The organism is Nonomuraea sp. NPDC048916, assembly GCF_040649575.1.
Lineage (GTDB): Bacteria > Actinomycetota > Actinomycetes > Streptosporangiales > Streptosporangiaceae > Nonomuraea.
The window spans coordinates 174,546-191,966 of sequence record NZ_JBEZFS010000013.1; the positions used below are offsets into that span (position 1 = coordinate 174,546).

The 17,421-nt window shown below is 70.4% G+C and carries 17 protein-coding genes; 9 read left to right on the forward strand and 8 right to left on the reverse strand.

Annotated features, from left to right (window positions below; genetic code table 11):
* Positions 1–18: 18 nt before the first annotated feature.
* On the forward strand, positions 19–1,002 hold the full coding sequence (gene cydB / locus AB0C16_RS16520; protein WP_357683455.1) for a cytochrome d ubiquinol oxidase subunit II: 984 nt from the start codon (positions 19–21) through the stop codon (positions 1,000–1,002).
* A 65-nt stretch (positions 1,003–1,067) separates the two neighbouring features.
* Here the strand turns inward: cydB and AB0C16_RS16525 are convergent, their stop codons facing one another.
* Both AB0C16_RS16525 and AB0C16_RS16530 read right to left on the reverse strand, forming a co-directional pair.
* Positions 1,068–2,204, reverse strand: coding sequence for a peptidase (locus tag AB0C16_RS16525; protein ID WP_357683457.1), 1,137 nt, complete (start codon positions 2,202–2,204; stop codon positions 1,068–1,070).
* A gap of 314 nt (positions 2,205–2,518) precedes the next feature.
* Positions 2,519–3,514: an acyl-CoA desaturase gene (locus tag AB0C16_RS16530; RefSeq protein ID WP_357683460.1), complete on the reverse strand. Its 996-nt coding sequence runs from the start codon at positions 3,512–3,514 to the stop codon at positions 2,519–2,521.
* A gap of 216 nt (positions 3,515–3,730) precedes the next feature.
* Here AB0C16_RS16530 and AB0C16_RS16535 point away from each other — a divergent pair, with 216 nt between their 5' ends.
* The 4 genes from AB0C16_RS16535 to AB0C16_RS16550 are packed head-to-tail and all read left to right on the forward strand — an operon-like array spanning position 3,731 to position 9,052.
* Positions 3,731–5,050, forward strand: a complete 1,320-nt coding sequence (locus AB0C16_RS16535; protein ID WP_357683462.1) for a cytochrome P450 — start codon at positions 3,731–3,733, stop codon at positions 5,048–5,050.
* A 2-nt stretch (positions 5,051–5,052) separates the two neighbouring features.
* Positions 5,053–6,636, forward strand: coding sequence for a peroxidase family protein (locus tag AB0C16_RS16540; RefSeq protein ID WP_357683465.1), 1,584 nt, complete (start codon positions 5,053–5,055; stop codon positions 6,634–6,636).
* Positions 6,633–8,798 carry a hypothetical protein gene (locus AB0C16_RS16545; RefSeq protein WP_357683468.1) on the forward strand — a complete coding sequence of 722 codons (2,166 nt, stop codon included), beginning with the start codon at positions 6,633–6,635 and terminating at the stop codon, positions 8,796–8,798. Before AB0C16_RS16540 ends, AB0C16_RS16545 begins: the two co-directional genes overlap by 4 nt.
* A gap of 11 nt (positions 8,799–8,809) precedes the next feature.
* The gene (locus AB0C16_RS16550) at positions 8,810–9,052 is read left to right on the forward strand and encodes a hypothetical protein (protein WP_357683470.1); all 243 of its coding nucleotides are present in this window, start codon (positions 8,810–8,812) and stop codon (positions 9,050–9,052) included.
* Between the two features lie 101 nt (positions 9,053–9,153).
* On the opposite strand, the gene AB0C16_RS16555 is transcribed toward AB0C16_RS16550, so the two are convergent.
* The 3 genes from AB0C16_RS16555 to AB0C16_RS16565 all read right to left on the reverse strand — a co-directional run bounded on the left by AB0C16_RS16555 (position 9,154) and on the right by AB0C16_RS16565 (position 12,193).
* Positions 9,154–10,689 (reverse strand): FAD-dependent oxidoreductase, encoded by a 1,536-nt coding sequence (locus AB0C16_RS16555; RefSeq protein ID WP_357683471.1) that lies wholly within the window; start codon positions 10,687–10,689, stop codon positions 9,154–9,156.
* A gap of 75 nt (positions 10,690–10,764) precedes the next feature.
* On the reverse strand, positions 10,765–11,646 hold the full coding sequence (locus AB0C16_RS16560) for a class III extradiol ring-cleavage dioxygenase (RefSeq protein WP_357683474.1): 882 nt from the start codon (positions 11,644–11,646) through the stop codon (positions 10,765–10,767).
* A gap of 64 nt (positions 11,647–11,710) precedes the next feature.
* A complete protein-coding gene (locus AB0C16_RS16565) occupies positions 11,711–12,193 on the reverse strand; it encodes a MarR family winged helix-turn-helix transcriptional regulator (protein WP_357683477.1) in 483 nt (160 codons plus the stop codon).
* A 93-nt stretch (positions 12,194–12,286) separates the two neighbouring features.
* Here AB0C16_RS16565 and AB0C16_RS16570 point away from each other — a divergent pair, with 93 nt between their 5' ends.
* Entirely contained in the window at positions 12,287–12,685 is a 399-nt protein-coding gene (locus AB0C16_RS16570) for a DoxX family protein (RefSeq protein ID WP_357683479.1), read from the forward strand.
* Positions 12,686–12,778: 93 nt separating this feature from the next.
* Here the strand turns inward: AB0C16_RS16570 and AB0C16_RS16575 are convergent, their stop codons facing one another.
* From AB0C16_RS16575 to AB0C16_RS16585, 3 genes are all read right to left on the reverse strand, one after another.
* Positions 12,779–13,273, reverse strand: a complete 495-nt coding sequence (locus AB0C16_RS16575) for an NUDIX domain-containing protein (protein WP_357683482.1) — start codon at positions 13,271–13,273, stop codon at positions 12,779–12,781.
* Positions 13,274–13,587: 314 nt separating this feature from the next.
* Positions 13,588–14,340 (reverse strand): DUF4389 domain-containing protein, encoded by a 753-nt coding sequence (locus AB0C16_RS16580; protein ID WP_357683485.1) that lies wholly within the window; start codon positions 14,338–14,340, stop codon positions 13,588–13,590.
* 78 nt (positions 14,341–14,418) lie between these two features.
* A complete protein-coding gene (locus AB0C16_RS16585; protein WP_357683487.1) occupies positions 14,419–15,456 on the reverse strand; it encodes an NAD(P)-dependent alcohol dehydrogenase in 1,038 nt (345 codons plus the stop codon).
* Positions 15,457–15,542: 86 nt separating this feature from the next.
* Here AB0C16_RS16585 and AB0C16_RS16590 point away from each other — a divergent pair, with 86 nt between their 5' ends.
* From AB0C16_RS16590 to AB0C16_RS16600, 3 genes are all read left to right on the forward strand, one after another.
* Positions 15,543–16,208 (forward strand): TetR/AcrR family transcriptional regulator, encoded by a 666-nt coding sequence (locus AB0C16_RS16590; RefSeq protein ID WP_357683490.1) that lies wholly within the window; start codon positions 15,543–15,545, stop codon positions 16,206–16,208.
* A 235-nt stretch (positions 16,209–16,443) separates the two neighbouring features.
* Positions 16,444–16,965: a hypothetical protein gene (locus AB0C16_RS16595; protein ID WP_357683493.1), complete on the forward strand. Its 522-nt coding sequence runs from the start codon at positions 16,444–16,446 to the stop codon at positions 16,963–16,965.
* Positions 16,962–17,411: a hypothetical protein gene (locus tag AB0C16_RS16600; RefSeq protein ID WP_357683495.1), complete on the forward strand. Its 450-nt coding sequence runs from the start codon at positions 16,962–16,964 to the stop codon at positions 17,409–17,411. The genes AB0C16_RS16595 and AB0C16_RS16600 overlap by 4 nt, the downstream gene beginning before the upstream one ends.
* Positions 17,412–17,421 lie beyond the last annotated feature (10 nt).

Sequence of the window (17,421 nt, forward strand, 5' to 3'; positions counted from 1 at the left end):
ACAAGGAGGGATCGGGCAGTGGAGCTCACCGACGTCTGGTTCGTGGCGATCGCCGTCCTGTGGCTCGGCTACTTCGTCCTGGAGGGGTTCGACTTCGGCGTCGGCATGCTGCTGCCCGTCGTGGCCAGGAACGAGGCCGAACGCCGGTTGATGCTCAACACGATCGGCCCCGTCTGGGACGGCAACGAGGTGTGGCTGATCACCGCGGGAGGCGCCACGTTCGCCGCCTTCCCCGAGTGGTACGCCTCGCTGTTCAGCGGGTTCTACATACCGCTGCTGCTGATCCTGCTGGCGCTGATCGTGCGCGGGGTCGGCATCGAGTACCGCACCAAGCACGACTCCAAGGTGTGGGAGCGGCGGTGGGACGCGTGCATCATGGTGGGCTCGTTCGTGCCCGCGCTGCTGTGGGGCGTCGCGTTCGCGAACATCGTGCGGGGCGTGAAGCTCGACTCCCGCTTCGAGTACGTCGGCACGTTCTGGGACCTGCTCAACCCCTACGCGCTGCTCGGCGGGCTGACGACGCTGGCGCTGTTCGTCACGCACGGCGCGGTGTTCCTGGCCCTGAAGACCGGAGGCGACGTCAGCCGGCGCGCGGCCGCCGTGGCGCTGAGGATCGGCGTGGTCGCGGCCGTCATCGCGGTGACCTTCCTGATCTGGACCCAGATCGCCCACGGTGACCTCGTCACGTGGATCCTGGCCGCCGTCGTCGCCGTCTCCTTCGTACTGGCTCTCCTCGCCCTGCTCAGGGGTCGCCAGGGCTGGTCGTTCCTGCTGTCGGCGATCGCCATCGGCATGACCGTGATCTGGCTGTTCTCGGTCCTCTATCCCAACGTCCTGCCATCGACGATCAACCCCGCCTACAGCTTGACCGTCGAGAACGCCGCGGCCACACCGAAGACGCTCGGCATCATGACCTGGGTCGCGGTGATCTTCCTGCCGCTGGTGCTGCTCTACCAGGGCTGGACCTACTGGGTCTTCCGCCACCGGATCAGCACCGGCTGAGAGGGACGTCGGCCACGGCCGGGCCGGCGCCGGCCGGACGCCGGCGCGGGTCATGGTCACTACCCTCAGGCCGCCCCGGTGCGCTGCGCGGCCTGGTAGACGGCCATCGCCTCGTTCCCGAAGAAGGGGCCGAACATGAAGTCCGGGGCGAAGTTGTACTTGAAGCTGTTGACGGAGTTCAGCCAGCCGAGCCCGGTGGACTCGTCGAACCCCTGGAACCACGGGCCGCCGCTGGCCCCGCCGGTCATGCCGCAGCGCAGCCCCTGGTCCCTGGTCATGACGGTGTCGTCGAACGCCCGCCCGCTGCAGTAGATCAGCGCCGAGCCGTCGAAGGGCGCCGCCGCCGGGTAGCCGAAGGAGTACATCTGCCGCTGCCTGGCCTGGTTGAACGCCACCCCCTGCCCGCCCACGACGTCGGTCAGCGTCCGCCCCTGTAACGGCGCGACCACGGCGGCGGCGATGTCGAAGTTGATGTCCTCGCGGACGTTCCACTGCTGGGTGGTCAGCAGCCTGCTGGCCACCCAGGTGCCGAACGGACGCCGGCCCCTGTCGAAGGCCGGCACGAACACCCAGTTGCGGTGGAAGGCGCCGTTCAGCTTCACGCAGTGCCCCGCGGTCATGACGACGCTCTCGTTGGCGCTGGTCACGGCCGTGCCGGAGCACGAGGAGTTGCGGCCCTCGGCGGTGGTGAAGAAGACGCGCCCGGTGGTGCGCACGACGGCGGCGCCGTCGGTCCACCGGAGGCCGGGGCTGTTGGGCACCTGGGCCCGCAGCAGGGTGGCGACGGCCGAGGTGCCGGTCGACGAGGCGGCCCGGGTGGTGACGGCCGGGGCGCTGGTCCACGAGGCGGCCCGGGTGGTGACGGCCGAGGAGTGGACGGTCCACGGGGTGCGCTGGGCCGGGGGACGCCGGGTCACGGTGGCCGAGGCGCCGCGGGTCGCCCAGGGGGTGCCCTGGGTCGGCGCGCCCGACCGGGTGCCGCGTCGCGGCGCGGGAGCCGCCAGCGGCTGCGCCGCCAGCATCCGCTGCGACGTCCAGTACTGCAGGACCGTCCTGCGGTCCGACCAGGAGTCGGTGGCCGACCACCTGGCGGGCCCGGGGTCGAGGTCGGTCCGGGCGCCGGCCTGGGCGGTGCCTGAGGAGACCAGGGCGCCTGCCGTGGAGAGCGCGACGGTGGAGAGCAGGACGACACTGCGGTGCATACGTACCTCCCGAAAACCGGAATCTGCCGTTTGGAGGTACGTACGGCGCTATGCATCATGCTCAAGGCATGCGCATATGGATATAGCAGCATTACGGTACGAATCTGCAGAGATACCGTAGGTCACGCCGTCATGTCCGCGCATGACGGGCACCCGAGCGCACACCGCTGAGCAGGTGACCGACCACCGCGAGCGACCTGTTCGCCGAGGTCAAGCCGACACTGCGGCGGCATTCCGACGAAGACTGAGAGCGGCGCGCCCGCCGATGGCATCGGGCAGGATCGCGGTCCGGCCGTGCGGGAGCGGTGGAACCGTCACGTGCGTGGATCGCGCTGGTCGGCACCGCGGGCGGGCAGGCGGTCGGACAGGCGGGCGGACAGGCGGGCGGTCAGGCGGGCGGGGTCGGGCCAATGCGTGCCGTAGGCCCAGCCCGCCCGCTCGAACCACCGGATCAGCCGGGCGCTCGGGTCGAGCTGGCCCTTGAGCACTCCGTGCCGGGCGCAGGTGGGCTCCACGTGATGCCAGTTGTGCCAGCCCTCGCCGAGCGTCAGCATCGCCACCCACCACACGTTCGACGAGCGGTCCCTGGTGCGGAACGGACGCTCGCCGAAGGTGTGCGCGATGGAGTTGACCGACCAGGTGACGTGGTGCACCACGGCGTAGCGGACCAGCCCGCCCCAGAAGAAGGCGCTCCACGCGCCCGCCCACGACATCGACCAGAGCCCGCCCACCGCGGCGGGCAGCGCGAACGACAACGCCGCGACGGCGGGGTAGGCGGCGTCGAACCGCCGCACGTCCGGATCGGCCAGCAGGTCGGGCACCCAGTGCCGGCGGCTGGAGCGGTGACGCGCGGTGTAGAACCAGCCGACGTGGGCGTGCGCCATGCCGCGCAGCAGGGCCAGGCCGTCGTCGCCGTAACGCCACGGCGAGTGCGGGTCGCCGTCGCGGTCGGCGTACTTGTGGTGACGGCGGTGCTCGGCCGTCCACAGGGTGACCGGGCCCTCGACCGCCATGCCGCCGGCCAGCATGAGCGCGATGCGCAGCGGCCTGTGGCACTTGAAGGCCCGATGGGTGAAGAGCCGGTGGTAGCCGATGGCGATCCCGAAGATGCTGATCAGATACATCACGACCGCGATGACCACGTCGCGCGGGCCGATGCCCCATCCCCAGGCGACGGGCACGGCGAGGGCCAGGAGCAGCACGGGGAGCACCACGAGGACGACCAGGTAGACGGCCCGGCGGCCGGCCGTGACCGTCACCGTCTCCGCCGTGCCCGAGCCGCCCGCCTGCGGGATGGGTGACGAGTTCACGCTGGCTCCTGGGATCGGCGAGGACGAGTCGGCTCCCCATTCAACGGCCGGGTCCCCGGACCACGGCAATGGCCTGTGAGTGACGAAGCAGTCACTCAGAGGAATCAAAACAATCCATGCGGTAGCCATCGGGGGGCGGGCCGTCGCGTGCCTAGATTGTGGCTACACAGCGTGATGATCTCTGTTCGCTCCGACTTAGGCGGAAGGGTCCACTGCATGGGTGCTGTCGATCAGACGACCACGGGCGGCCATCTGGAGAGCCATCTGGAGAGATACGACGAGGCGCTGGCCCGCGACCCGATGTCCGCGTTCGGCCTCGTCCGGGAGTGGATGCGCACCGACTGGCGCGCCCTGTTCGCCGAGCTCCGCGAGCAACGCCCGGTCTTCGTCACGCCCGCCTTCACGGTCGTGACCCGGTTCGCCGATGTCACCGAGGTGCTCTCCCGCGAGGAGGTCTTCTCGGTCCGTGCCTTCGGCCCGCGCCTCGACGCCGCGCTCGGCGGCCCGTTCATGCTGGGCAGGGACGCCACCCCGATGAACTGGCGCGACAAGGGGCTGATGCAGGTCATGCTCGACCCGCGCGACGCGGCCGAGGTGCGCGCGCTGGCGGGGCGCATCGCCGACGAGCTGCTCGACGTCGCCTCGCCCAACGGCCGCATGGAGGTGGTTCACGGTCTGTTCCGCCACGTCGCCCTGGGCGTGTGCGCGAAATACTTCGGCTTCCCCGGCCCCGACCCGCGGACCATGTCGGGGTGGACGCGGGCCATCGTCACCGACGGCTTCGCCAACTTCCTGGGCGATCCGGAGATCCAGGCCGCGTCGGTCCGCGCGGGATCGGAGATGCTGGACTACCTGCGTGGCGAGCTCGCCGAACGCAGGGCCGCGCTGCGGGCCGGACGGCACCTGCCCGACGACGTCTTCTCCCGGCTCGCCGGCACCACCCTGCCCGCCGAGATCGGGCTGGACGACGAGCGCATCCTGATCAACATGGCCGGCCTGCCTCTCGGGTTCGTGGAGAGCGCGCCCGGAGCCATGGCCGAGGCGGTCGAGCAGCTCCTGCTCCGCCCGCAGGTGCTGGCGCGGGCCGTCGAGGCGGCCGGCGACCCCGACCCCACCCTCTTCGACCGCTATGTCTGGGAGGCGCTGCGGTTCAATCCGTTCTTCAAGCTGCTTCCCAGGCTGTGCGAGCGCGACTACGTCCTGGCCGCCGGCACCCCGCGCAGCACGATGATCCCGGCGGGCACGTTCGTACTCGCCGCGCCGGCCTCCGCCATGTTCGACGCGGACGTGGTGGCCGAGCCCGACGAGTTCCGCCTCGACCGGCCGGGCCACCATCAGCTGTTCTTCGGCCACGGCCATCACGCCTGCCTCGGCGTGCATCCCGCCAGGGGCGTCGTCTGCGAAACCGTACGCCGCCTGCTGCTGCGCCCCGGTGTGCGGCTGCTCCCGCCACCGGAAGGGCGGATCGTCCGCTCCAACGAGATCTTCCCCGACCGGTTCGTCCTCGGGCTCGGGGCCGAAGGCCAGGAAGGATGACGATGGCGGGCAGAGCCAAGGCACGGAGCATCGCCACCGACGGGGCCGCCAACCGGCTCAGGTTTCTGGCTCTGACCAGCGGCCGGCCGTTCTGGGAGCTCGTACAGACCATCCGGCCCGTACGCCGTCGCCTCAACGCCTCGCTGATCGACCATGCGATCCGCGAGATGCCGCCACGGCCGGAGCCGCTGAGCACGATGGCCGGCTACACGTCGTGGGCCTCGCTGACCGACCGCACCTACAGCGGCAGGCACGTGCCCCCACTCGACGTGGCCGAGGGCGGCCGGCCCACGCCCGAGCGTGCCGCCGGCCTGTTCACCCGTGGCGAGACCATGATTCCCTGCCCTCGCTCCACGGTGCTGTTCGCCTACTTCGCCCAGTGGTTCACCGACGGCTTCCTGCGCGGCGACACCAACATCCCGCGCGACCCCCGCAAGAACACCTCCAACCACCACATCGACCTGAACCAGCTCTACGGCCTCCACCGGGAGGCGACGGCCGCGCTGCGCACGTTCGACGGCGGGCTGCTCAAGAGCCAGCTCATCAACGGCGGGGAGTTCCCGCCCTACCTGTGCGAGAACGGCAAGATCAAGCCGGAGTTCGCCCCGCTGAGCGTCATCCGCTTCGCGGAACTCACCGACGCGCAGCGCGACACCCTGTTCGCGACCGGGAGCGACCGGGGCAACATCCAGATCGGCTTCACCATGCTCACGGTGCTGTTCCTGCGCGAGCACAACAGGGTGGCCCGCCTGCTCGCCGGGTGCCATCCGCGCTGGGACGACGAGCGCCTGTTCCAGACGGCGCGCAACATCCTCATCGTGCTGCTGATCAAGCTGGTGGTCGAGGAGTACATCAACCACATCACCCCCTACCACTTCCGCTTCACCCTGGATTCGCGGCTGTCGGCGATGCTGGCCCACGCGCCCTGGCACCGGGAGAACTGGGCCTCGGTGGAGTTCAACCTCGTCTACCGCTGGCACAGCCTGATCCCCTCGCGGTTGTCGGTGGGCGGACGCGACCTGCCGATGGCGCAGACCCTGGTCGGCGGCGCGCTGATCCCCGAGCCCGGCCTCGGCCGCCTCTTCGACGACGCCTCCCGCCAGCGCGCCGGCCGCATCGGCCTGTTCAACACCGACCCCGTCCTCACGGAGGTGGACGTGGCCAGCATCGCCGACTCACGCGCCCTCGCCCTGGCCCCCTACAACAGCTACCGCGAGCACTGCAACTTTCCCCGGGTGCGCGCCTTCGAACAGGTCTCCGGCGACGAGCGGGTCAGCGGCGCGCTGCGGGAGCTCTACCGCGGCGTCGACGACCTCGACCTGTACGTCGGCCTGTTCGCCGAGGAGCCCGGCGCTCCCGGGGCCATGCTGCCGCCGCTCCTCACGAAGATCATCGCCATCGACGCCTTCTCCCAGGCGCTGACCAACCCGCTCCTGGCCCCGCGGGTGTTCAACGCCGAGACCTTCTCCCCGCACGGCATGCGGATCATCGAGACCACGCGGACGCTGTCGGACGTCCTGCACCGCAACGTCCCGGAGGATCCGCGCCCCCGCTTCGTCAGCATGACCCGACGGGCGGATCGGTGAGCGGGGAGACCGGCCCGGCCGCCGGGTCGCTGCGCGACGCGGCCCGCGAGCTGGTCGACATCGGGATCACCATCCGGGAGGCGGCGGTCCACACCACGGCCGCGCTCACCGACGGCACCCTGCTCCGCGCCCTGCCGCACGCCCCCTCGGAGGGTTACCTGGCCCACCGCGCGCTGCTGCGCGCGATCACGAATGACGGAGGTCTCGGCTACGCGTTCGCCGGTGGCCGGTTGGGCCGCCTGGCGGCCACGTTCGGCGCCATGGCGGGCGCGGAGTGCCTGGCCGTGCGCGTGCTGGCCACCTCGCTGCGGCTGCGGATCGCCGCCGTCGCCGTCGACCACCCCGAACTGACCGGCGACCCCGTGCTCGGCCGGCTCATCGAGGCGGTCGCCGCCGACCGCGACCTGGAGGCCGTCCGCGCGCTGCGCGCCCTGCTCAAGGACCGCGGCGCGGTGCGCGCGCTCAGCGGGCTCGCCCCGGTCTTCGGCGAGGTCCTCGCCCTGCGGGCGCTGCTGGACGAGAACCCGCTCAACGACGCCGCCGCCTGGCTGATCGCGACGGGCAAGGGCTACGCCACCGCCGATCCGATCACCGGCATGAGCAACAGGGCCGTCGCCGTCCTCGACACAGGGGAGGGAGCCGCCAGCCGGGTCGACCTGACCGCCGCCGAATCCGCGCAACTGAGCGCGCACGGGTCGCTGCTCGGGTTCCTGCGCAACATCAGCGCGGTCGGCACGACGGGGCGGGTGCTCATCCAGAGCGTCGAGGGCCCGGACGGGGTGGTGCGTCACATCGTCCAGGCGCCCGGCATGCGCGCGGGACGACCCGACGACGACTCGCCCCAGGACCTGCTCGGCGCCTTCAGCAGCGCCCTGCTGGCCAGCAGTCCTTACAGCCGCGCGCTGGCCAGGGCCGTCGACGACTACGGCCTGCCGCAAGGCGCCGAGGTGGCGCTCATCGGGCACAGCGCGGGCGGCGCGGCCATCATGAACCTGGCGCAGGACGCGGGGTTCTGCGCCCGTCACACCGTCACCCATGCCGTCGCGGTCGGCTCGCCCGTCGACTTCAAGAGACCCGCCGACCCGCGCACCTGGGTCGCCAGCGTCACCAACCAGCACGACATCATCCCCACCCTCGACGGCCAGGGCGCGGGCGGCTGCTTCGACCTGCATCCCGACTGGTACGTGGTGGACTACTTCGACTCCACACACCTGTTCCCGCTCTGCCACAGCATCGACCACTACCTCGCCAACATCGCGGAGCACCTGATCGAGCCCCGTGACCGGATCGACGGGCAGCTCGCCCCATACCGGGGCCCGGTCGTGCGCTCGCAGGCGTACCTGCTGTTCGACCGCGTGCCCCACCCCGAGGGTTTCCCCTTCCTCACCGTGCCGACCTACACGGTGCCCACCTACACGGTGGACGACCCGGAGGCCACGGTCGAGCTGCCGATCAGGTGCCAGGACGGCGGCGCCCTCACGGCGTACTTCGCCGCGGACCCGGTGGCGGCGGCGGGCCTGCTGGAGGGAACCGGGTTCGGCGCCGCCGTGCGGGTCGGGGGGCGTGCCCTGGTCGCCGTGCACGCCTCCTGGAACCGGCGCACCAGCGTGGGCGGCTACCGCGAGGTCCACCTCGGGATCGTCGTGCCCGATCCGTGGCGGCCGCGGTCGCCGCGCGTCTGGCCCGATCTGCTGCGCGGCGCCGACCGGCGGCGTTCGGGCAGCTTCCTGGCCGGCTCCGTGGTCGACGACGATGTCGTCTCCGCCGTCGCGCCGCGGTTGTGGGGTGGCGAACCCCACCTGGCGCCTCTGGAGTTCGAGCTCACCGCCAGGTCCGCGCGCATCGCCGTCGGCGCGCCCGACGACCGGCTTCTCACCCTGCGCGGGCTCCTCGGCCCTGGGCTGCCCGCGAGCGACCGCGACCTGGTCGGCTACGCGCCGGGAGCGGCGGGCACGATGCTGCGCTCCTGCGTACGGACCCGGGGCCCGGGCCGCGTGCATCCCGTGCCGCGGATACGACTGACCGTCGGGCCGCGGTCGGCTCACCCGCTGGCCCGCCGGCTTCGCGAGCTGGGTCTCGACGGCGCCCGCCCGCTGCTCTGCCTGTCGGCCGTCGCCCGCCAGACGCTCCGGGACGCCGCCGTCCCGCTGCCGTTCCCCTGACCGGAGGACCGATGTCAGCCGAGTTCGCGGCGATCGCCGCCCATGCCATGGTGCTGCGGTCCGATGCCCGGGCGCTCGCCGAGTGCGCCGAGCGCCTGCACGAGATCGAGGCCGGACTGGAGGCCGGCGGCGTCGCGCCGCCCTGGCTGCGCGAGGCGGTGAACACCCACCTCGCCGCCTGCGCGGCGGCCGCCGCCGATCTGACCATGGCCGCCGCGCGCCTGCGCCGCTACGCCGAGCGGGCGCCCCGCTGACGAGCCCTCCCGCTCAGCGCGCTTCGTGCACGGCCGGTGCTGTGCTGAGCTCTCAGTTCAGCCCGCTTCGTGCGCGCTCGTGCCGCGCTGAGTTCTTCCGTTCAGCCTGCCTCGTGTACGGCTCGTGCCGCGTTGAGCCCTGACTCCAGCGCGCCCTCGATCCACGCGTGCCACAGCGAACAGTGCTCGCCGGCGAAGTGCACACGGCCCTCCGGCGCGATGATCGCGTCATGCAGGCTGCTCTGCTGGTGTGGCTCGAACAGGGCGAAGGCGCCGGCCGCGTAGGGGTCGTTGTACCAGGAGTGCGTGACGCCGAACTCGAAGTGGTCGTAGATCTCGGGGTGGATCTTGGCTACGTCCTCGAGCGCCTGGTCGATCCGCTTCTGCGATGACATCGCGCCCCACCGCAGCGCGTCCTGGCCCCAGGTGTAGCTGGCCAGCAGGATCGAGCGGTCCTCGCCGGGAGTGGGGTGGGAGGGATAGCAGATGCGCCGGATCGGCAGGTCGGTGACCGTGGTGCCGCCGACGATGCCGTCGGTCCGCTCCCAGAACGGCCGCCGCACCTGGAACAGGATCTTGGTGGAGGCGTTGTAGTGCAGCTCGCGGATGGCGCGCTGCTTGCGGCGGGAGAAGGCGGGCCTGGTCTCGACGTCGCGCAGCACCGAGAACGGGATCGTGCAGATGGCGTGGTCGCCGGTGAGCGTCGTCCGGCCCGAGCCCGTCCTGACGTGCAGGGTGACCGAGTGGTCGTCCTGCTCGATGGCGGTGACCTCGTGGCCGAACCGGATGTGGTTTCTGAGCTCGCGATAGAAGGCGGCCGGCAACCGGTCGGCGCCCCCCTCGATCTCCTGCATGTCCTCGAACGCCCGCCCGATGATCTCGCGGAACTGCTCGATGACCGCCGCGTTGAGGTTGGCCTCCCGGAAGCTCATGACGCCGTAGAGCTCGATGGCCCCCTCGGAGAAACCGCGCTCGCGCAGGAAGCTGCGGATCGAGTAGCGGTCATACTCGACGCAGATGCGGTCGAACGCGTCCTCGCCCTCCTCCGCGTACAGGTCGTGGATCTCCTGGGTGGCGCTGCGCCACAGGTCCTCGTAGGTGCGGCCGCGCTCGTGCTCGGCCAGCCCGAAGTCGACGATCTCGGGGCGGGCGTTCAGCTCCCTGATCGTGGTCCTGACGCCCTGGATGTACGCCAGGGCGTTGGGGTTGCCCATGACGAACGGGCGCAGGGTCAGGCCGAACCTCTCGCAGTAGGCGAGCGTGAGATCGTGCACGCGCGGGATCCGCATCGCGCCCGCCTCGGCGTACAGGCCGGGCGCGAATCCGCGCAGGGTGAGCACGCGCCCGCCGATCCGGTGCTGGGCCTCCAGGACGACGGGGTCGTGGCCCTGGCGCATCAGCTCGTAGGCGGCGACCAGTCCGGCCAGGCCGCCCCCGATGATCAGCACGCGTTTGCGGGGGCGGCCGCCGGCGGCCAGTCCGTGCTCGGCTGTCGCGACCAGGTCCGCTGGGACTCTGAGGTCGCGGCTCGGCCGGGGCGCTCCCGCGTCCGCCAGATCCGGGGGCATGGCCGAACCGAGCGCTGTCGACGTCGATCGGGTCTCGTCCAGGGCGCACACTCCTATGTCGTCACTCAAAGCGATTCCATGATTGCCATAAGTGACGAGGCTTGCCAAGAGGCGAGTCGAGTGCGCCGGGCCCCCTTCGGGGCGTCACCCCGTGGTCTGAAAGGAGCGCTTGGAGAAGCCGATCATGTAGCCGTCGATGGTCGTGTGGACCGGGTGGTCCGGGCGGCTGCCGGCGCCGAGGGTGACGAACAGCGGGATGTAGTGGTCGACGGTGGGGTGGGCGTAGGGCATGCCGGGGGCGCGGGTCCGGTAGGCGGCGAGTTCGTCCACGTCGCCGCGGGCCAGGGCGTCGGCCGCCCAGGCGTCGAAGTCGGAGGACCAGGACGGCACCTTGCCCTCGAGCATGTCCCTGGTGACGAACGGCAGGCCGTGCGTCATGAAACCCGACCCGATCACCAGGACGCCCTCCTCGCGCAAGGGGCCGAGCCTGGCTCCGAGCTCCAGGAGCCGGCCTGGGTCGTGGGTGGGCAGGCTGAGCTGGAGCACCGGGATGTCGGCCAGCGGATACATGGCCATCAGCGGCACCCACGCGCCGTGGTCGAGGCCGCGGCTGGGGTGTTGGTGGACCGGCTCGTCGTCGGGCATCATCGCGGCGACCCGGCGGGCGAGGGCGGTGGCGTCGGGGGTGTCGTAGCGCATCGTGTAGTAGCGGGGGTGGAAGCCGCCGAAGTCGTACACCAGCGGGGTGTGCGCGGCCGGGGCGGACAGCGACAGCGGCGCGGCCTCCCAGTGCGCGGAGACGATGAGGATGCTCTTCGGTTTGGGCAGGGCCTGGGCCCAGTCGAACAGCTCCCGGATCCAGGGACCGTCGTCGAAGAGCGGGGGCGCGCCGTGGCTGATGTACATGGCGGGCAGCCGGCCGTCGGCGGGGGTCCAGGCGCGCTGAGCGCGGGCCTGGGGCAGCGCGCCCGGCAGGAACGCGTCGTACGCCCCTGCCGGGATGTCCGGGTTGAGGATGGATGTCATGAGGGCTCCAGGTCTGAGGCGGGCCGTGGGTGTCCGGACACCGTGGGCTCGCGAGGTCCGGGTGTCAGCCGAGACAGGTGTCGTCGGGGTCGATGGCGAGGGTGATGCGGCGTCCGATGTCGCACAGCTGCCGGGCCTGGGCCTTGGTGAGCGGATCGAAGACGAAGCGGCGCACCGCCTCCACGTGCCCGGGGGCGGTGGCGACGACCTTCTCCCAGCCCTCTTCGGTGAGGATGGCCAGGGTGTAGCGGCCGTCGGCAGGATCCGGCGTGCGACGCACCCAGTCACGCTTCTCCAGCCGCTTGACCACGTGGGACAGCCGTGACAGCGACCCGTCGGAGAGGGCTGCCAGCTCGCTCATCCGCATGGTGTGTCCGGGGCTCATCGACAGCCCGGCCATCACCTGGTATTCGAAGTGACTGATCCCGGCGTCGCGCTGCAGTTGCCCGTCGAGCGCGGTCGACAGTCTGATCAGCACGCTGACCAGCGCCAGCCAGGTCCGCATCTCCTCCTCGGTCAGCCAGCGCGGCTCCTGCGAGTCGTCCATGTCTTTCAGTCTAACTTGAGTCGTCAAGTGATCCGGCGGCTGTTGCACTTGACGCTTCAAGTCGCCATGCGTACAGTCCGGTTGAATCTTAAAGTGAATTCGCTCGATGGGATCTCGATGAACGTCGCTCTATGGATCGTCGCCGGCCTGCTCGCTCTCGCCTTCCTCGGCGCCGGCCTGATGAAGATCGCCCAGTCGAAGGAGAAGCTCGCCGCGTCCGGCATGGCCTGGACCGGCGACTTCTCGGCCGGCGCCATCAAGACCATCGGCGCCCTGGAGCTCCTCGCCGCCATCGGGCTGATCCTGCCCGCCGCCCTGGGCATCGTGCCGGTGCTGACGCCGCTGGCCGCCGTCGGCCTGGTCGCGATCATGGTCGGCGCCGCCGTCACGCATGCCCGCCGCAAGGAGTCCCAGGCGATCGTCGTCAACCTGGTGCTGCTCGCGCTGGCCGCCGTGGTGGCCTGGGGCCGGTTCGGCCCGTACGCCTTCTAGCGCCTTCGTTGGCTGACGACGGAGGCAGGGGGCGAGCCCATGTGAGCGGGGTCGGCGCGCGAACTCTGGCCGTTCGTAGTCCGCGACCGTGGATCACACCGAGCGGAAGTAGTCCGCCACGATCCGGGTGTGCAGCGGGAACGCCAGCTCCTGCGGCTTGTCGATCAGCGACCACTCTGTCGTCTCGGCCGTGGGCGTGGTCGCGGTCGTCGGGAGGGCGGCCGAGTGGGTGCGGGGTGCCAAGGCGAAGATCAGCACGGTGCCGTCGGGAGCGCTGAGCACGTCGAAGAGCCGGACGCCGTCGGTGCCGACGACGATGCCCGTCTCTTCGCGGAGCTCCCGGACGGCCGCCTCCTGCCAGGACTCGCCCATGTCGATGAAGCCGCCGGGCAGGGCGAGGCCGCCGCGGTGCGGTTCGATGTCGCGGCGGATCACCAGCAGTCCGTCGTCGACGGGCAGCAACATCACCGCGACCGGCAGCGGGTTGAGATAGCTGGTGTTCCCGCAGCCGGAACAGGTGCGCGGCCAGGCCTGATCGGGGACGAATCGCGTACCGCAGAAGGAGCAGTGGGAGTTCCTGATCGTCACAACCGTGAGACTAGGCCAGCCGAGGCGGGGCCGGCCGCGGCGCACGGTGAGTTCGTCACTCGAACGTTCAGATGCGGGTGGCCGCCTGCACGAGGCGGACGAGACCGACCACGAGTACTTCACCCACGACGACCACAGCTGCCCGGCCACCGACCGGAACTGCCGGACGGGCGAGCGCACGTATCTGGCCCGCTGTGGATCTGTTCCATTCTCGTGCTCCTTGGGTTCGTGCCGTCACCGGCTTGATCACTGAAAGAAGCACCACCGCGCCGCGACAGTAGGCGCCGGCCTTCATCGCGGATGGCAGGGGAAGGTCAGCCTCTCCCGGGGACAGCGTGAGCAGCCGGCTCTCCGCTCGGGACAGCGAGGCTGCCGGGGTCGTCACCGCCGACATCGAGCCGGAAGGGTGGGTACCGGTCAGTCATCAGAGCGGCGTAGCCGACGACCCGCAGCGCCCAGCGGTTCATCCCGAGGATGATGTCGAACAGTGGCCGGGGGTACTGCCCGGTGATGGCGAGCAGGATCCCGGCGAGCAGGACGAGGAGTCCGACCACACCGCCGCCCCAGGCCCATGCCTGGTCGCCGGCCTGCCAACTGAGCCAGCTCCCGCTGCCGAACAGGATCGCCAGGATCAGCAGGTGTGGCACGACCAAGAGCCACTTCACCAGGACGAGAGCGCGGTGCAGCCGCGCCGGGTACTGGACGTCCAGCCCGGCCGGATAGTCGGGAACCTCCGCCAGCGTGAAAGGCGGGTAGCGGTCGGTGCCCAGAGCGCTGTAGGCGTAGTAACCTACCCGCCAGCTCCACCGCAGCACGCCGACGTTGAAGTCGAAGATCGAGCGCGGATACCGGCCGGTGACCACGATCGCGACCAGCGCGACGAGGCTGAGCAGCGAGAAGCCGATCCATAACGGGATCAGTACCAGCACGTGCGGCACGATCAGCAGCCATTTCACCAGCCACAGCCAACGGGACAGAGGGCCGTCCAGCCGGGCACGCACGCGGATGGGGTCGGGCGCACCCTCGGGGGTGGGGGCTCGCGTGGTGAAGGGCGTCGTCGAGTTCATGGTCGTTTCCTTTCTTGTCAGAGCCGGCACGTGTCAGCGTCGGCGAGGCCGAGATCGCACGGGCTCGGCCCTGGTGCGTCACACGGTGATGACGACTTTTCCTCGGGCGTGGCCTTGGTGCATGTACGTGATGGCTGCGACCGTCTCGCTCAGCGGGTACGTTCGGTCGACGGCCGGTGTAACCGCGCCCGACTCGATGAGCTCGGTGAGAACGATCAGGTCCTGCGCGTTCTCCGAGTTCGTGAGCGTGACCAGCTTCTGGCCGACGAAACGGGACAGTAGAGGTGCCCGGAGCAGACGGTCGACGCCGCCAAGCCACCGTCCGCCCGTTTCGCCCCCGACGATGACGAGGGTTCCACGCGGGGCAAGGGCTCTTCGCAGGTGTGTCAGCGATCGATTCCCGCCGATGTCGAGGATGACGTCGTACCGTTGCCCCGCATGCGTGATGTCGTGGATGGCGTAGTCGATGACGTGGTCAGCGCCGAGGGATCGGACCAGGTCCACCTTCGTCGTGCTGCACACCCCGGTGACCTCGGCTCCGTACGTCTTGGCGATCTGAACGGCGAACGTGCCGACGCCTCCTGACGCGCCGATGATCAGCACCTTCTGCCCGGGCTGGACCTGTCCGCTGTCGCGAACAGCCTGCAGGGCGGTGAGGGCCGATACGGGGGTGGCGGCCGCCTGCACGAAGGTGAGGTTCTTCGGCTTGGGCGCGAGCTTGTCTGCTCTGGCGGGGGCGTACTCGGCGAAGGAACCTTCGCTGATGCCATACACCTCGTCGCCGGGCCGCAGCGTCGTCACATCCTTGCCGATCATCTCGACACGCCCGGCGACCTCCCGTCCACGTACTCGGGTGCTGGGCGCGCGGACTCCATAGCCCATGAGGCGGATCGGGTAGGGGAGGCCGGTCATGATGTGCCAGACGCCCCGATCCACGCCGGCCGCGTGGACACGCAGCAGCACCTCGTCGTCCGCGATCTCGGGTCGGCCGATTTCGGCGACTCCCAGGACGTCCTCGGCTTCGCCGTACGTGTCCTGGACGATCGCCTTCATCGTCGTCACCTCGGCCGTCAGGCGTCGGACTTGCGCCGGCTGGTCGTGCTGCTCGGCTCCCATCGTGCGCTCCCAACGTTGTAAGCTTATGTTGTAAGTCGTACGCTTACGTCGTAAGTAAGTCAAGGCTGAGGAGGGAGAGGACGCCGATGACCGACCCAGGCGCCGGGCGTGGAGGTCGGCTCAACCGCGATCGGGTGCTGCGGGCTGCGATCGCCCTGGCCGACGCGGATGGGATCGAGTCGCTCACCATGCGCAAGCTCGGCGAGAAGCTCGGAATCGAGGCGATGTCGCTGTACAACCACGTGGCCAACAAGGGCGATCTGGTTGACGGAATGATCGATGCCGTCTTCGGCGAGATCGACCTGCCGGCCGATGAAGCCGACTGGAGAACGGCCATGCGCCGGCGGGCGATCTCGGTCCGCGCGGCCCTGTCGCGTCATCCCTGGGCGATCGGGCGAATGGAGTCGCGGGCCACGCCCGGTCCGGCGACGCTGCGGCACCACGACGCCGTGATCGGAATCCTGCGGGGTGCCGGCTTCTCGATCGAGCTGGCCGCCCACGCGGTCTCCGCTCTGGACAGCTACATCTACGGATTCGCCCTGCAGCAGAAGAACCTGCCGTTCGACACCGCGAAGGACACGGCGAAGATCACTCAGACGATCATGGCGCGGTTCGCCTCCGGCGAGTACCCCCACCTCACCGAGATGGCCGTCGAGCACGTCCTGCAGCCCAGCTACGACTACGGCAACGAGTTCGCGTTCGGGCTCGACCTGATCCTCGACGGCCTCGACAGGGCCGGCCACACGACCTGATCCCCCGTGGACGCGGGTCGGTGTCCAGTCCTCCCAGGCCGGCAAGGAGAGCAGCTCGCGGTCATCCTCAAAGGTGACGTCCTCGAATCGTTGGACGCGGTCATCGTCCACGGGCGGCTCCCCGGTGGGGTACGTCGAAACGCGTACGCAGGCCGGGCTTTGAGACGGACGACCGGCGGGAGGTCCGGCTCGTAGCGTGACCGGGTCCGAGTTTCCGATCGCCGAAGTGAGCCCGATGCGACAGCGACTTTCTCTTGCCGTCCTCACCGCGTACGTCTGGATCGCCATGGTGGCGTTCGGCGGCATCGCGGTCGAGACGATCGTGATCTATCCGAACGTGTTCCACGACGTGCCCGCCTCGCTGGCCGAGGCGGTGGAGTTCTTCGCGGTGACCGGCCCCGCGGACTTCTTCCCGCCGATGGGCGCGGTGACGGTGGTCGCCGCCGTGGCGGCCTTGGTGCTGGTCTGGCCCGTGCGGGACACGCGGCTGTGGGCCGGCGGGAGCCTGCTGTCGCTGCTGCTGGGCGAGTTCCTGTTCTCGGTGCTCTACTTCTGGCCGCGCAACGACATCATGTTCGAGGATGGCGCCGCCGTTCATTCGGTGGAGGTGCTGCGGCAGACCGCGTGGGAGTTCGAGACCGGCCACTGGGGGCGGCTGGCGATGAGCGCGGTGACCGCCACGCTGGCCTTCACCGGCCTGTGGCGCCTGCATCGCGAGCGTGCTCGGGCGACCGCCCCGGTGGGGGATGAGTCGTGAGGGACCGGCTCGGCCTGCCCGCGTCGGCCGTGTGGGGGCTGGCGCTGCTCGGCGTGCCACGCGTGATCGCGCATGACCTGCGGCTCGCCGGGCCGGTGGTCAACGCGTTGCTGGTGTTCGTCCCGATCGCCGTCTGGGCGGCCGTGGTGCTGTGGAAGCGGGTGCCCAACGCGTTCGTGACGCTGCTCGCCGTGGGTGCCGCCTACGGCGTGCTGCTCGCCGTGACCCATCAGGTACTTTGGGAAAGCTCGTTCGACGGCGGGCCGCCGAGCCTGGGCGGCAACCTCGCCGGCGCGCTCCCGCCCGCGATGGAGGACCTGGTGCTGCGGATCTTCGCGCTGGGCAGCAGCCTGGCGACCGGGGTGGGGGTCGGTGCGGCCGTCGGCGCGGTGACCTGGCTGATCACCAGGATCGTGCCGGGCTTCCGGCCGTACCCACGACACTGACGGGAGAGGC